At 66.9% G+C, this 14124-nt stretch carries 15 protein-coding genes; 6 read left to right on the top strand and 9 right to left on the bottom strand.

The features are described from left to right. Positions 1-38 precede the first annotated feature (38 nt). Positions 39-851: an enoyl-CoA hydratase/isomerase family protein gene (locus ACZYW1_RS02200; protein WP_463782898.1), complete on the bottom strand. Its 813-nt coding sequence runs from the start codon at positions 849-851 to the stop codon at positions 39-41. 104 nt (positions 852-955) lie between these two features. Between ACZYW1_RS02200 and ACZYW1_RS02195 the strand changes: the two genes are divergently transcribed. The 5 genes from ACZYW1_RS02195 (at position 956) to ACZYW1_RS02175 (ending at position 6350) form a co-directional block, all read left to right on the top strand. Continuing rightward, positions 956-2302, top strand: a complete 1347-nt coding sequence (locus ACZYW1_RS02195) for a DUF2254 domain-containing protein (protein ID WP_463782897.1) — start codon at positions 956-958, stop codon at positions 2300-2302. A 149-nt stretch (positions 2303-2451) separates the two neighbouring features. Beyond that, positions 2452-3501, top strand: a complete 1050-nt coding sequence (hemE, locus tag ACZYW1_RS02190) for a uroporphyrinogen decarboxylase (protein ID WP_463782895.1) — start codon at positions 2452-2454, stop codon at positions 3499-3501. After that, a complete protein-coding gene (locus ACZYW1_RS02185; protein ID WP_463782894.1) occupies positions 3498-4871 on the top strand; it encodes a protoporphyrinogen oxidase in 1374 nt (457 codons plus the stop codon). Before hemE ends, ACZYW1_RS02185 begins: the two co-directional genes overlap by 4 nt. Before the next feature lie 5 nt (positions 4872-4876). Next, entirely contained in the window at positions 4877-5572 is a 696-nt protein-coding gene (gene hemQ / locus ACZYW1_RS02180; protein WP_463782892.1) for a hydrogen peroxide-dependent heme synthase, read from the top strand. Positions 5573-5600: 28 nt separating this feature from the next. Beyond that, on the top strand, positions 5601-6350 hold the full coding sequence (locus ACZYW1_RS02175; protein WP_463782889.1) for a class I SAM-dependent methyltransferase: 750 nt from the start codon (positions 5601-5603) through the stop codon (positions 6348-6350). Here the strand turns inward: ACZYW1_RS02175 and ACZYW1_RS02170 are convergent. Genes ACZYW1_RS02170 through ACZYW1_RS02150 form a run of 5 tightly spaced genes read right to left on the bottom strand, consistent with a single transcriptional unit; the run spans position 6347 to position 11248 of the window. Continuing rightward, positions 6347-7072: a GNAT family N-acetyltransferase gene (locus tag ACZYW1_RS02170; protein WP_463782887.1), complete on the bottom strand. Its 726-nt coding sequence runs from the start codon at positions 7070-7072 to the stop codon at positions 6347-6349. The genes ACZYW1_RS02175 and ACZYW1_RS02170 overlap by 4 nt on opposite strands. A gap of 21 nt (positions 7073-7093) precedes the next feature. Next, entirely contained in the window at positions 7094-7513 is a 420-nt protein-coding gene (gene msrB / locus ACZYW1_RS02165) for a peptide-methionine (R)-S-oxide reductase MsrB (protein WP_463782885.1), read from the bottom strand. Next, complete coding sequence (gene aftC / locus ACZYW1_RS02160) at positions 7510-8799, bottom strand: arabinofuranan 3-O-arabinosyltransferase (protein WP_463782884.1); 1290 nt, start codon at positions 8797-8799, stop codon at positions 7510-7512. The genes msrB and aftC overlap by 4 nt, the downstream gene beginning before the upstream one ends. Positions 8800-8825: 26 nt before the next feature. After that, the gene (locus ACZYW1_RS02155) at positions 8826-10394 is read right to left on the bottom strand and encodes an alpha/beta fold hydrolase (RefSeq protein WP_463782881.1); all 1569 of its coding nucleotides are present in this window, start codon (positions 10392-10394) and stop codon (positions 8826-8828) included. Between the two features lie 59 nt (positions 10395-10453). Beyond that, positions 10454-11248 carry a pyrimidine reductase family protein gene (locus ACZYW1_RS02150; protein ID WP_463782879.1) on the bottom strand — a complete coding sequence of 265 codons (795 nt, stop codon included), beginning with the start codon at positions 11246-11248 and terminating at the stop codon, positions 10454-10456. Between the two features lie 34 nt (positions 11249-11282). On the opposite strand from ACZYW1_RS02150, the gene zapE reads away from it, so the two are divergent. After that, positions 11283-12308, top strand: coding sequence for a cell division protein ZapE (zapE, locus tag ACZYW1_RS02145; RefSeq protein ID WP_463782877.1), 1026 nt, complete (start codon positions 11283-11285; stop codon positions 12306-12308). On the opposite strand, the gene ACZYW1_RS02140 is transcribed toward zapE, so the two are convergent. The 3 genes from ACZYW1_RS02140 to ACZYW1_RS02130 all read right to left on the bottom strand — a co-directional run bounded on the left by ACZYW1_RS02140 (position 12305) and on the right by ACZYW1_RS02130 (position 14116). Then, positions 12305-12841, bottom strand: coding sequence for a GNAT family N-acetyltransferase (locus ACZYW1_RS02140; protein WP_463782875.1), 537 nt, complete (start codon positions 12839-12841; stop codon positions 12305-12307). The genes zapE and ACZYW1_RS02140 overlap by 4 nt on opposite strands. Beyond that, positions 12829-13335 carry a hypothetical protein gene (locus ACZYW1_RS02135; RefSeq protein WP_463782874.1) on the bottom strand — a complete coding sequence of 169 codons (507 nt, stop codon included), beginning with the start codon at positions 13333-13335 and terminating at the stop codon, positions 12829-12831. Before ACZYW1_RS02135 ends, ACZYW1_RS02140 begins: the two co-directional genes overlap by 13 nt. Before the next feature lie 67 nt (positions 13336-13402). Beyond that, entirely contained in the window at positions 13403-14116 is a 714-nt protein-coding gene (locus ACZYW1_RS02130; RefSeq protein ID WP_463782871.1) for a Clp protease N-terminal domain-containing protein, read from the bottom strand. Positions 14117-14124 lie beyond the last annotated feature (8 nt).

The raw sequence follows: 14124 nt of genomic DNA, 5'->3' as shown, positions 1-14124 counted from the left end.
TGCGGTGGAGGCGGACGAAAGCGACATGGTCCGGGTGCTCAATCGCTGGTGAAGCGGGCCGGCCGCTTCTCGCGGTGGGCGGCCAGGCCCTCGCGCACGTCGGGTCCGCTGAAGCTCAGAAACTCCAGGCCAAGTGAGGTTTCGAAGGCCGGCGCGGCGGACCGGTACCAATGATTGAGGCTGTGTTTGGTGTAGCGGATCGCCGACTGCGCACCCTGCGCCAGCTCGTTCGCGATGCGCGTGGCAGTCTCGAGCACCTCACCGTCGTCCACGCAGAGCGACACCAGCCCGATCCGCTCGGCTTCCTCGCCGGACAGGGGCGCGCAGGTCAGCAGGTAGTACTTGGCCTTGGCCATCCCGACCAGCAGCGGCCAGCAGATGGCGGCGTGATCGCCGGCGGCCACCCCCAGCTTGGTGTGCCCGTCGATTATCTTCGCGGTGCGCCCGGCCACCGAAATGTCCGCGAGCAGCGCGACCACCAGGCCCGCGCCCACCGCCGCGCCGTGGATCGCCGAGATCACCGGTTTGTCCAGGTTGACGAGGTTGAGCACCAGATCGCGTGCCTCGCGCATGATCCGCAGCCGGTCGTCGAAGGCGCCCATCGTCTCGTCGATCAGATCGAAGCTGCCACCTGAGGAGAACGCTTTACCTTCGCCGCGGACGAGCACCGCACGCACCTCGGGGTCGCGGCTGATCGCGGGCCAGATGTCGGCCAGGTCGCGGTGCATCTGCGGCCCGACGGAGTTGAGTCCGGGGGAGTCGAGGATGACGTGCAGCACGCCGTGGTCGGCGCGCTCGACGCGCAGGCTGGGGAACTCGTCGTAGCTGACGGCTGGGTGGCTGACGGGCATCCGGGCTCCTGACGACTGGCTCACTGGCACTACCGACGACGAGGTTACGCACGGGCTGGGCGGACGCCGCACCCGACGGCCGTCGACCTGGCTAGTCTCGACTGGTGCGACTAACGATGAGGCTGTCGCAATGGCGACGTGAAGTGTTGTGGACGAACTTCTGGCTGATACCCACCATGGAAGTGCTGGCCGCGGTTGCGCTGTTCTGGGCGACCTTGGAAGTGGACCGGGCGGTCTATCACCACGAATTCAGCTTGCCGTCCTGGGTCGAGGCGGGGAGTGCCGACACCGCGCGCGAAATCCTGCTCGCGGTCGCCGCCGCAATCATGACCGTGATCGGTATCAACTTCTCAGTCACAATCGTTACGCTGACTCTCGCGTCCACCCAGTTCGGACCTCGGATGCTGCGCAACTTCATCCGCGATCGCGGTACCCAACTGACCCTGGGCACCTTTGTGGCCACAGCGGTCTATTGCGTACTTGTATTGCTGGCCATCGGACCCGCGGAACACGGTGTGTTCGTGCCGCATTTCTCGGTCTCGGTGGTATTCGCCCTCGTGCTCGTCGACTTGGCTGTGCTCATTTACTTTCTGCACCACATCGCTATTGCTATCCAGTTGCCATTTGTCATCGCCAACATCGCTAGGGACCTTTCGCGTTACCTCCGAGTGCGCCGGCCCGACATACCCATGATAACGCGGTCCGACTCCGATGACGCCGAGGAGATAAGCGGACTGATCTCCAATATCGAATCGGTGGGGTCACTGGTACCCACACCCAAAGGCGGTTATCTGCAAGCGATTCGGTACGACATGTTGGTCCGGCTGGCGTCGGCGTTCGACGGAGTGATTCGCGTGCCGTACCGACCCGGCAACTTCCTGGTCGAAGGCAGTGAACTCGTTGGCGTGTGGCCGCCGCAGGCCGCCGATCAGGTCGCCCGCTGCCTGAAACGGGCTCAGATCACCGGGCCCGTGCGCACGCTCGCTCAGGATCCCGCCTTCGCCATCGATCAATTGGTCGAGATAGCCATCCGGGCACTGTCGCCCGCGGTCAACGACACCTACACGGCAATGACATGCGTGGACTGGCTCAGCAATATTCTGTGCCGACTCTCCCTGGTGTGGATCCCCGCACCGGCCTACCGTGATCGTGCGGGGCGGATACGCGTCATTTGCGAGCAGGTCAGCTACGAAAACATGTTGCAACGAGCGTTTGACAAAATTCGGCAAGCCAGTAGCGGCATGCCCGCCTTGTACATGCGTCAACTCGAGGCAGTCAAAGCGATCATGGACCAGACGACTGACAGCCACCGGGCCCAAATCCTGATGGACCAGGCCGACATGATTCGACGCGCGAGTCACCAGACAGTGCCAGAACAATTCGACCGCGATGCCGTGGACGGCCGGTTCGACGCCGTCACCAAAAGCTATGCAGCGAAGATGCCGACCTGACGGAGCTCGCTGCCGCCACCTGAACCCGCGCAGTTGTCCCACGCGCGCTTGACGTCAGATGTTCAGTGCCTCGAGACTCACCGGATTTGGCTGCATCTCGTCAGCCCGCCGCACCCGTCACTCAGCCGGTCGTGGCAGCATTGATGCTGATGAGTGACCGTCGCACGCTTCCCGAGTCGCCGTATCTGGCTGCCGCCGCGGGCCGCAAGCCCAGTCGGGTGCCGGTGTGGTTCATGCGCCAGGCCGGCCGCTCGCTGCCCGAGTATCGCGCGCTGCGCAAGCAGAACACCATGATGGAAGCCTGCTTCAACGCCGACCTGATCGCCGAAATCACGCTGCAGCCGGTCCGCCGCCACGACGTGGACGCCGCAATCTTGTTCTCCGACATCGTGGTTCCGCTGCGCGGCGCCGGCGTCGACGTGGACATCGTCCCTGATGTCGGCCCGGTGATCGCGGCGCCGGTACGCAGCGCCGCCGACGTCGATGCCTTGCAGAGCCTCGATCCGGGCGCTGTGCAACCGGTGTCGGATGCGGTTTCGCTGCTGGTGCGCGAGTTGGATCAGGTGCCGCTGATCGGTTTTGCCGGCGCGCCGTTCACGCTGGCCTCTTACCTGGTCGAGGGCGGTCCGAGCCGCAATCACGCCAAGACCAAGGCGATGATGCTGTCCGAGCCGCAATCGTGGCATGCGTTGATGGAAAAGCTCACCGACCTCACGATCGGCTTCCTGCGGGTGCAGCTCGACGCCGGGGTGGACGCGATCCAGGTGTTCGACTCCTGGGCCGGCGTGCTGTCGCTGGCCGACTACCGCCGGCTGGTGCTGCCGCACAGTTCGCGGGTGTTCGCCGCGCTGGCCGACCGTGGTGTCCCGATGACCCACTTCGGGGTCGGCACCGCCGAACTGCTCGGTGCGATGTCGACGGCTGGGGCGACGGTGGTCGGGGTCGATTGGCGGACGTCACTGGTCGACGCAGCCGGCCGGGTCGAGGCTGGAAAAGCGTTGCAGGGCAACCTCGATCCTGCGGTTTTGCTGGCTGGGTGGCCGACGGTCGAGCGGGCCGCGCGCGCTGTGATCGACGACGGGCGACAGGCCGTCGACGCCGGTGCGTCCGGACACATCTTCAACCTCGGCCACGGCGTGCTGCCGGAAACCGAACCCGACATCATCACCGACCTGGTAGCGCTGATCCATTCGCTATGACTTCGGCCAAGCGATCGTATTGCGTTGTCGGCGGCGGCATTTCCGGTCTGACTGCGGCGTATCGGCTCCGTCAGAACGCCGGTGACGACGCGACCATCACCCTGTTCGACCCGTCTGACCGGCTCGGCGGCGTGCTGCGCACCGAGCGGGTCGGCGGAGTCGCCGTCGACGTCGGCGCCGAGGCGTTCGTCGTGCGCCGACCCGAAATGCCGGAGCTGCTCGGCGAATTGGGCTTGGCGAACGAGCAGCTGGGCACCACCGGGGCGCGTCCGCTGATCTACAGCCAGGACCGGTTGCATCCGCTGCCGACCGGAACGCTCATCGGCATCCCGTCGTCGGCGGAGTCGATGGCCGGCCTGGTCAACGACGCCACGCTCGCGAAGATCGCCGCCGAGCCCGATCGGCCGCTGAGTTGGCAACCCGGCGCCGACCCGGCCGCCGCCGACCTGCTGCTCGACCGGTTCGGTGAGCAGGTCGTCGCCCGGTCGGTGGATCCGATGCTCAGCGGGGTCTACGCCGGATCGGCGGCGACCATCGGCCTTCGTGCCGCCGCCCCGACGCTGGCAGCCGGTCTCGACGCCGGTGCCACGAGCGTGACCGATGCGGTCCGGCAGGCCCTGGCGAGCATCACCGCGGGCCCGATCTTCGGCGCCGTGGGCGGGGGATACACCGTGCTGGTCGAGGAACTGTTCCGCCGCAGCCGAGTCGACTGGGTGCACGCCGCGGTCGACGGCATCGACACCGCTCCGCAGGGATGGACGTTGCGGGACGATCGTGGCGGTGAGTGGACGGCCGACGCGGTGGTCTTCGCCCTCCCGGCCGCGCGCCTGGCCCGACTGGTCGAGCAGGTCGCGCCGCGGACGGCGGCCGCCGCCGGCCAGATCGAGAGTGCCTCCTCCGCGGTGCTCGCGATGGCCGTGCCCCGCGGCATCGACTTCCCGCAGAACTCCGGTGTGCTGGTGGCCAGCGGAGAACGCCTGCGCGCCAAGGCGATCACCTTGTCCTCGCGGAAGTGGGGCCGGCGCACCGACGTGGAGTTGTTGCGGCTGTCGTTCGGACGCTTCGGTGACGACCTGGCGGTCCGGGCCTCCGATGACGAGTTGCTGGCCTGGAGCCTGGAGGACCTGTCGACCGTCTTCGGGCTCTCGGTGCAACCGGTGGACATTCACATCCAGCGCTGGCCGGATGCCATGCCGCAGTACGGTCCGGGCCATCGCGACCTGATCGCGGAACTGCGGGCCGGTCTGCCGCCGACCGGCCAGGTGGCCGGTAGCTATCTCGACGGGATCGGGGTGCCGGCGTGTGTCGGCGCGGCCGGACGCGCTGCCGCTGCCGCCGTCCGTGCCGTCGAAACGCCCGTGGCACGATAGTTCTCATGGCCCGACTGGACTACGACGCCCTGAACTCGACCGTCCGTTACCTGATGTTCTCGGTGTTCTCGGTGCGCGCCGGCGAACTCGGTGACGAGCGGGCCGCACTGGTCGACGAGACCGCGACCTTCTTCAAGCAGCGCGAAGAGCATGGTGTCGCGGTCCGCGGCCTCTACGACGTCGCCGGCCTGCGGGCCGATGCCGACTTCATGATCTGGACACACGCCGAACGCGTCGAGGCGCTGCAGGCCACCTACTCCGATTTCCGCCGCACCACCGCGCTGGGCCGGGCGTCGACGCCGGTGTGGAGTAGTGTCGCGCTGCACCGGCCGGCCGAGTTCAACAAGAGCCACATCCCGGCGTTCCTGGCCGGCGAGGAACCCGGCAACTACATCTGCGTCTACCCATTCGTGCGGTCCTACGAGTGGTACCTGCTGCCCGACGACGAACGTCGGCGCATGCTGGCCGAACACGGCATGGCGGCCCGCGAGTACAAAGACGTCCGGGCGAACACGGTGCCCGCGTTCGCACTCGGCGACTACGAGTGGCTGCTGGCGTTCGAGGCGCCGGAGTTGCACCGGATCGTCGACCTGATGCGCGAACTGCGAGCCACCGATGCGCGGCGGCACACCCGCGAAGAGATTCCGTTCTTCACCGGGCCGCGGGTTCCGGTCGAGCAACTGGTCAATTCGCTGCCCTGATCGGGCAGCAGAGAGGGAGCGGCGCTCAATGACGACGTTCGATCCGACCGACCCCGCCCGGTTCGAGGAGATGTATCGCGACGGACGTGTCGCGCACGGACTGCCGGCGGCCACACCGTGGGACATCGGCGGCCCGCAACCGGTGGTGCAGCAGCTGGTCGCGCTCGGAGCGATCCGGGGTGAGGTGCTCGACCCGGGGACCGGGCCCGGCCATCACGCGATCTACTTTGCGTCACAAGGCTATTCGGTCACCGGGATCGACGGTTCGGAGACCGCGCTGGAGCGGGCTCGTGAGAACGCGCGCAACGCCGGCGTGTCGGTGAATTTTCAACTGGCCGACGCGACGAAGCTCGACGGCTTGGACGGCCGCTTCGACACGGTCGTGGATTGCGCCTTCTATCACACCTTTTCAACGGAACCCGCATTGCAGCGGTCGTATGCGCGGGCGCTGCACCGGGCCACCAAACCCGGTGCGCGGCTGTACATGTTCGAATTCGGCGTCGGCAACGTCAACGGCTTCCACATGCCGCGGTCGCTGTCGGAGTCCGACTTTCGCGATGTGTTTCCCGACGCGGGTTGGGAGATCACCTATCTGGGACCGACGACCTACCAGATCAACATGAGTGCGCAGAATTTCGACGATATGCTGCGTCGCGCCCCTGAACGGGCGGCGGAGATGACGTCGGTAGCCGAGCGGTTCCGCGCCATCGAACCGTGGCTGACCGACGGCCGGGTGCACGCTCCGTTCTGGGAAGTGCACGCCACCCGGGTGGACTAGCCAACCGGGCGCACCACAGTCATCGTCATCTCGGCCCGCAGCGTGAAGCCCAGGCCGCGATAAATCGATAGGGCTCGGGTGTTTTGGTGTAGTACGTGTAGGAACGCCCGCTGCCCATCCTGTCGGATCGCGGCCTCGACGCCGGCCATCAGCAACCGGGACAGGCCGTGGCCGCGATGGTCCGGGTGGGTGCACACCGCGCTGATCTCGATCCAGCCGGGCAGGTGCATCCGCCGGCCGGCCATCGCGACCAGTCGGCCGTCGCGCCGGACACCGAGGTAGCCACCCAACTCGACGGTCGAGAGCGAAAACGGACCAGGCCTGGTGAGCTCGGCGAGCGCCACCATCTCCGGGGCATCGCGTTTGCCCAACCGGACAACGGATTCGGTCGAAGGAACCGTAGGCAGTCCGGCCGACGGTGCGAGCATCTGCGCGATCGGGAACACCGTCGCCACCTCCCACCCCTGCGGCACCGCGACCACATCTGCCGCTTCCAGGGCGGCCCGGCCGTCAGGTCCGCACAACTCACCGAGTTCACGCCAGGCCGCCGGATCGGACGCATCGCGCAGGGCGGCGAAGGGCGCCACGTCGGCGGGGTATCGGTAGGCGCCCGCCGGTCGGCCGGTGGAAATTGCGAACCGGCGATGTGGTCCGGTGAGGGCATGCCAGACCGGATCGTCGAGCAGACCGGGATCGGGGTCGGCGGCGGTAGCGCTCAGCATCGGCCGCTGATCGAGCGAAGGTCAGGAACCGGCGGGGACCAGGCGCAGCGAAATCGAGTTGATGCAGTAGCGCTGATCCGTCGGGGTCGGGTAGCCCTCGCCCTCGAAGACGTGGCCGAGGTGGGAGTGGCAGTTGGCGCACACCACCTCGACGCGCGTCGCGCCCAGCGAGTGGTCGGGACGCAGGATCACCGCGTCGGAATCCGCCGGGTCGAAGAAAGACGGCCAGCCGCAATGGGATTCGAATTTCTCGGTGCTGCGGAACAGCTCTGCGCCGCAGGCCCGGCACTGGTAGACGCCTTCGGTCTTGGTGTCGGTGTACTCACCGACGAACGGGCGCTCGGTGCCGGCGCGGCGGAGCACGTCGAACTCCTGGGGGTTGAGCTTCTTACGCCATTCGTCGTCGCTGAGCTGCACCTTCGGCTGCGGTGAAGAGGTCATGTCACCAAGCTAGCGCGAGGTTGCGACGACGTCACCCAGACCGGGTCGATGCCGTCGTCCAGGCGGTTTTCCGCCTTGGCGTCGCGGTAGCGGAAGTACAGCACGGTGAACACGACGATCAGCAGCAGCGACCAGCCATAGGTGATCTTGAGGTACTCCAGCGGCCGACCGACGTTCATCCAGTTGAACAGCAGCCAGCGGTCCATGGTCAGAAATCCGTAGATACCCAGCCACGCCGGCCAGTTGCGGATCACCGAGTTACGCAGCACCACCGTCATCAGGAACGGGAACAGCATCATCGAGTAGTAGCCCTGGGCCAAGGCCAGCACCAGCCACGACCACAGCAGCAGCACACCGGAGGATGTGGTGAACCAGAACAGCGGGTCGCGGGTCCGGTAGTAGCGGTACAGCAGCCACAGGCTGCCAACGGCCAACAGCGTGAACAGGATTCGCAACAGGTGAATCAGCCAGAACGGCAGCCCGAAGTAGACGCCGTTGCCCTCGATTGAACTGTTGAAATAGTCGCGGACGCCCAGGATGTACGGCAGCGTTCGATTGAAGAAATCCATCGGATGGCTGATCAACGGGAATGCGGCCGCATTGATCACGATCGGCACGACGGTGGCCGGCACCAGGGTCCGCCACTGACGATTCAGCAGCGGCAACAACAACAGCGGCGCCAATGCCGGCTTCAGCGTGAAGGTCAGGCCGACGACGAGTCCGGCCCACCACTGCCGGCTGGTCCGGCCGTCGAGCAGCCAACGCAGGAACAACACTTCCGCCAGCAGGACGCACCCGTTGATGTTGGTGAAAACCAGTGTGTTGGTGACCGATTCGGTGCAGAACATCGCCAGCAGCAGGGCCGGAGCGGCGACCGACGACAGACTGAACTTGAACATGCGCAACAGCAGGTACCCGGCCAGCACGATGGCGGCGCTGTTGATCGCGATGAACAGGTAACGCGATTCGGCGAACGGCAGATAGCCGAAGGGCGCCATGATCAGCGTGCCGCCGGGGAAGTACAGATAGTGCGGGTCGACGTAGTCGAAGTGCTCGTTGTAGATGTCCCAGCCGCGCCGAAAATTCAGCACCGCGCGATAGACCGGCTTGAAGTCGTCGGTGATGTTGCCGTTGGTGGTGACCACGATGGTGCGATGGATGACCGCCAAGATGGCCACCGGCCACAGCGCGGAGCGCAGCACGGTCGCGGTGCTCGGGGCTGCGGTGCGGGGACCGAAGATGGTCTGCGCCCAACCACGCACCCCGCTATCGACTGCTTCAGTCACGAGCGCACTTTATAAGGCAGGCTGAGTCACGCCGGACAGTAGGTGTCGGTGGCCGGCAACGTGCCGCTGTTCAGGTAGCCGATCAACGGCGGCACCGTGCACCCCGAGTAGATGCTGGCGCCGTGGCCGATGCCCTGCCACATGACTCGCTTGCTGGCCGCAGTGGCGTTGATGATGGTGGCGGCGGTGGCTGAGACGCCTTCCGATCCGACGATCGGGTCGTCCTGGACGCCCATCAGCAGCACGTTGAACCCGAGCTTCTTCGGCGGCTGAGGCGGAGTGCTGCTCGGCCACGAGACGCACTTGACCAGATTGAGTGCGCCAACGACGCCGAATTGGGGGTAGAGCTTCGCCCAGGCGACCACCAGCTCACGGATCCGATCAGGTGTGGGCCGGTTGATCGCGTCGCTGCAGGTGTTGACGAACTGGCCGTCCGTGCCGCTGGTGCCCTCCGCCCGGTTGATCAGCCCGGCCAGCAGATTGGTGTCGCCCGACCGGGCGCTGGCCAGCGCGGCGGCCAGCTCGTTGGTGCTGCCGACCCGGTCGCCGGTGGGATAGCCGAGCGAGGTGCTGATCGCGCTGACGATCGACGCGACCGATGCGCCTGCGGGGCCGTGGCCGGCCTTGGCGTCGGCCAGCAATTCGCTCACCGCACCCTTCGGGTCGGGCCCCAGCGGACAATTCACCGCCGCGCACTGTGCGGCGAATGCATCCAGCGCCGCCTGCTGACCTTTGACCTTCTGCTCGGCCGCGGCTTCGGCGCCGACCCCCAGCGCCACCGGGGAGTCCAGGACCAGCCTGGCGACCTTGTCCGCGTGAGAGCCCGCGTACGACAGCGCCACCTGCGCGCCGTTGCCGACGCCGATCAGCGCCAGCGCCGGCACGTCCCAGATGCTGCGCAGCCGCTCGATGTCGGTCGCGGCGTGGGTGTTGTCGTAGGCCGAATCGCCGGGCGCGATGGTGTCGGTGCAGCTCGTCGTCGAGGTCTGCACGATGTCCGCCAGATTGGCGACCGGGTCGTTGCCGGCTTCGAACTGGGCCTGGTCGTGGATTTCCTGGCGATCGAACTGCTCGAGGCATTCCACCGGGCTCGAGGTCCCCATGCCGCGCCGGTCGACGGCGACGATGGGATGGCTCTTGAGCACGTCGGCGCCCGACCGGGCCAGCCACACCGGCAGCTGCAGCGACGACGGCAGATCCGAACCGGTGGTGAACACCACCGGCCCGGCGTCGTCGGGCGTCGCAGCCGAACGGGCGCGAACCACGCCGATACTCAGGGAACCGGCCGCACCGTTCACCGGGTCGAGGTCGGCGTCGTAGGTCGCGCAATCCAGCTTGACGCCGACGGGTGCCGGCGCGGCGGCTTGCACGAATTCCTTGGAAGTGCAGTCGTGCCAGGCCAACTCGTTCTTCGGCTTCGCGATCGGCGGTGGCCCGTTGGGGGTGGTGGCCTTGGTCGCCTTGCCCTGCGGGCGGGCGCCGGCATTGGTGGCAAAACGAGGATTCGCGGCCAAACCGGGCGCACAGCCGGTCAACAGTGCGGTCACCACGATCAGCGACGTGGCGAGCGTGGCGCTCCGGGTCATGCCGACCACAGTAGCGATCGGCAGGTCGAATCGATTGCCTGACGTGTCGGCGGGCTCGGTCCGGGCCGTCAGGCGCCCGCGGGACGCCGCACGTATCGCGTGTACAGGTAACCGTCGTCGTCGGTGAGGATGTGCGCGCACCGCATCGCGGTCAACACCTGCTCGGATCCGGTCGCGATGCGTCCGGCCTTGCCGCCGATCAGGCTCGGCGCGATGGTCAGGCACAACTCGTCGAGCAGATCATGGTCGACAAACGAGCTGAACAGCATCGGGCCGCCCTCGGTGAGCACCCGGGTCAGGCCACGGTCGGCCAGCACCTTGAGCACAGCGGCTGAGTCGACCTCGTCAGGGTCGTTGGTCGAGCAGTCGACCACGTCGGCGATGCCGGCCAAGGTCCGCTGGGTCTGCGCGAGCGCCGCTGTGCACGTGCACACCAGCGGTTCCACCTCGGTTCGGGTGAACACCGGCATGTCCCGGTCCAGCCGACCGGATTTGGAGACGATCGCCAACTGCGGCACTTCGCTCTGGCCGCGTTCCTGTCGGCGCTGACGCTGAGCGACAGTCGGCCGTGCCCCGGCGTAACCCTCGGTGCGGACGGTGCCGGCGCCGACCAGGATCACGTCGGCGACTTCTCGCAGCGCGTCGAAGACCGCCCGATCGCCGTCGCCACCCAGCTCGCCGGACTTGCCGCCGAACGTCGCCCCGCCGTCGAGGCTGGCGATGAAGTTCGCCCGCAGCCAGACGCCCGCGTGCTCGACGGGGTAGCCGTACAGGTCCGGAAGGTCACCGCCGTCGACGTCGCGGGAAGAGCCGAGCAGACGCATCTGGACCGCGCTGGAGTCGTCCGCTGAATGGTCGGCCATGCGGTTGATTGCAACACGTCGCTAGGGTGCGGGCATGCACGGGGTTGCTCGGCTCATCGACCGGCAGCCAACGGTGTCACCGGAGCGGCTGATCGCCCAGCTGACGCCGCCGCCGACGTTCGCGGACGCCAGTTTCGCCAGCTATCACCCCGACCCGTCGGAGCCGACCCAGTCGGCCGCCGTCGATGCCTGCCGGCGCTTCTGCGACCAGGCGCTCGAGCGCCGCAGCGGCCGCAAGAAAGTGTTCGGCCGTCGCGAGCGGCTGCCGGGGGTCGGCTTGTACCTCGACGGCGGCTTCGGTGTCGGGAAGACGCATCTGCTGGCAGCCGCATATCGGCGGCTACCCGAGAGCTCGGTGCACCCGAGGGCGTTCGCGACGTTCATGGAGCTGACTCAGCTGGCCGGGGTGTTTGGGTTCGCCGAATGCGTCGACCTACTGAGCGATTACACGATGCTGTGTATCGACGAGTTCGAGCTCGACGATCCGGGCAACACCACGCTGATCTCCCGGTTGCTCTCGCAGCTGGTCGAGCGCGGTGTCTCGGTGGCGGCCACCTCGAACACGTTGCCCGAGCAGCTGGGGGAGGGGCGGTTCGCCGCCCAGGACTTCCTCCGCGAAATCACCACACTGGCAGCGATATTCGACGTGGTCCGGATCGACGGGCCCGACTACCGGCACCGCGCCCTGCCGCCCGCGTCTAGTCCGCCGTCCGACGAGAAGGTCGCCGCCCACGCCGCGAAGGTGACGGGTGCCACCCTCGACGACTTCGACGCCCTGTGCGCTCATCTGGCCACGATGCATCCCTCGCGCTACCTGTCGTTGATCGACGGCGTGACGACCGTCTGCCTGACCGGTGTGCACGTCGTCGAGGATCAGAACGTTGCCCTGCGACTGGTGGCACTGACCGATCGGCTCTACGACGCCGGCATTCCGGTGTTCGCCTCCGGCGAGACCCTGGACCGGGTTTTCAGCCCGGAGATGGTGGCCGGCGGCTTCCGGAAAAAGTATCTACGAGCTACCTCGCGGCTACTGGCGCTGAGTGCGACCGTCGGCACCTAACACGGTCGCGCCATCACATAGTCGCTCTCGGTGTGCTCACCCAGCCGGAAGGTCCTGCCGCCGCAGACGGTAAAGCCGCTCTTCGTGTAAAAGCGTTGAGCGCGTTCATTTTTCCGATTGACACCGAGCCAGACGCAGCCGGCGCCACGCTCTGATGCCGCGGTCAGTGCGGCGTCCATCAACGCCGTCGCCGCGCCCGAACCGTGCTGGGCCGCCAGCACATACATCTTCGACAGCTCGATCGCGGGCCGGACGCTCACCGCCCGCTGGACGTCGGGGTCGTCGGACACCCCGCTGATCAGCATGGCGTATCCGGTGATCCGGCCCTCGTCGGCAGTGGTGAAGATCAACCGGCGAGGGTCGCTCAAGTACTCGGCGAATCGCCTATCGGAGAGATGTGTGTCGACGAACGTGGCGATGTCGTTGAGCGCGACCGACGGGGGACAGGCCAGCGGGAAGGTACGCGCAGCGACGGCCGCGAGTTCGACAGCGTCGATGGAGCCCGGCGTGGCGAGACGAGCTACAGGTTCCACTGTGCGAGGTGATAGCCCGTCTTCTTGTCCAGCAGAACCACTGTGGAGACGGGGTCGCGGTAGGCCTCCCAGTAGACACCGCCGCGAACGATCGCACCGGCGGGCGCGTTCGTCAGGACCGCGTCGAGTGCATCGGGGGCGTCCGACGCGCGGGGTTTGTAGGCGTCGCCGAACGGGGTGACGCCGTCGAAGGTGAAGTCGGTGGCCATCTGGTACGGGTTCGGCATCCGCACCGCGTGGATGGCCACGTCGGCGCGCATCACGGCGCTGTTCGGAAAGCTCTTGACCGGCACGCCGACTCGGTTGTAGCCGAAACCCGGTGGCGCCTCGACCGGTTGCACGCTGCTGACCGTGACATCGGCGACCAGCTTGCCGGTGTCGACCCGCAGGGTGTCACCGAGATGACCGATCGGTGCGTCGCCCGCGGATGCGCGGGGTACCGCGATCAACGTGGCCGCGATGACAGTGATCACGACAACCAGGTAGCGGCGCATCTTTCCTCCTCGACGACCATCGCATGATGGCACACCGCGCGGCGGACGTTGTCGGGTTGCTCAACCCTCAAGGTTTCTTGCCGGCGGCCAGCGCCTTCAGCGCGGCGGCCAGATCGGTTTCGACGCGACCCTTCTCGACGCCGGCCTGATGTAGCGGACCGTCACCGTCCTCCAGCTCGAGCAGGGCGAGGAGCAGATGCTCGGTGCCAATGTAGTTGTGGCCCAGCCGAAGTGCTTCGCGAAATGTCAGCTCGAGTACTTTGCGCGCTGTGCCGCTGAACGGAATCAGCGCCGGCATCGTGTCGGCGGCGGGCGGCAGGGTGATGGACGTGCGCAACGATTCCGGGTCGACGCGCTGGGCGCGTATCAGCTTGGTGACCAGGGCATCGGGATCGCTCAACATCCCGAGAATCAGGTGATCGGGGGTGATCTCGTTGTTGCCGGCCGCATGGGCTGCTTTCTGTGCCTCGATCACCGACTGACGGGCGCGCGGGGTGAAGCGCTCGAAACCGCCGTTCGGGTCGAGGGTCGTGGCCTCGGCGCGCAATACGAAGCGCTTCTGAGCGGCCTGCTTGGTCACGCCCATGCTCTTGCCGATGTCGGTCCACGAGGCGCCGGACCGCCGTGCCTGGTCGACGAAATGCCCGATCAGGTGGTCGGCGACCTCGCCGAGATGCTCGGCCGCCAGCACCGCGTCACTGAGTTGGTCGAGCACGTCGGTGTGCACGTCCTTGATCGTGTTGATCATCTCGTCGAGGCGGACGGGCTGAGATGGCGACATGCCGTCAA

The sequence above is a fragment of the Mycobacterium sp. IDUB_36 genome, from assembly GCF_055419225.1.
Note: the sequence above shows the minus strand (reverse complement) of the source record. Positions and strands in the feature narration are given on the sequence as shown.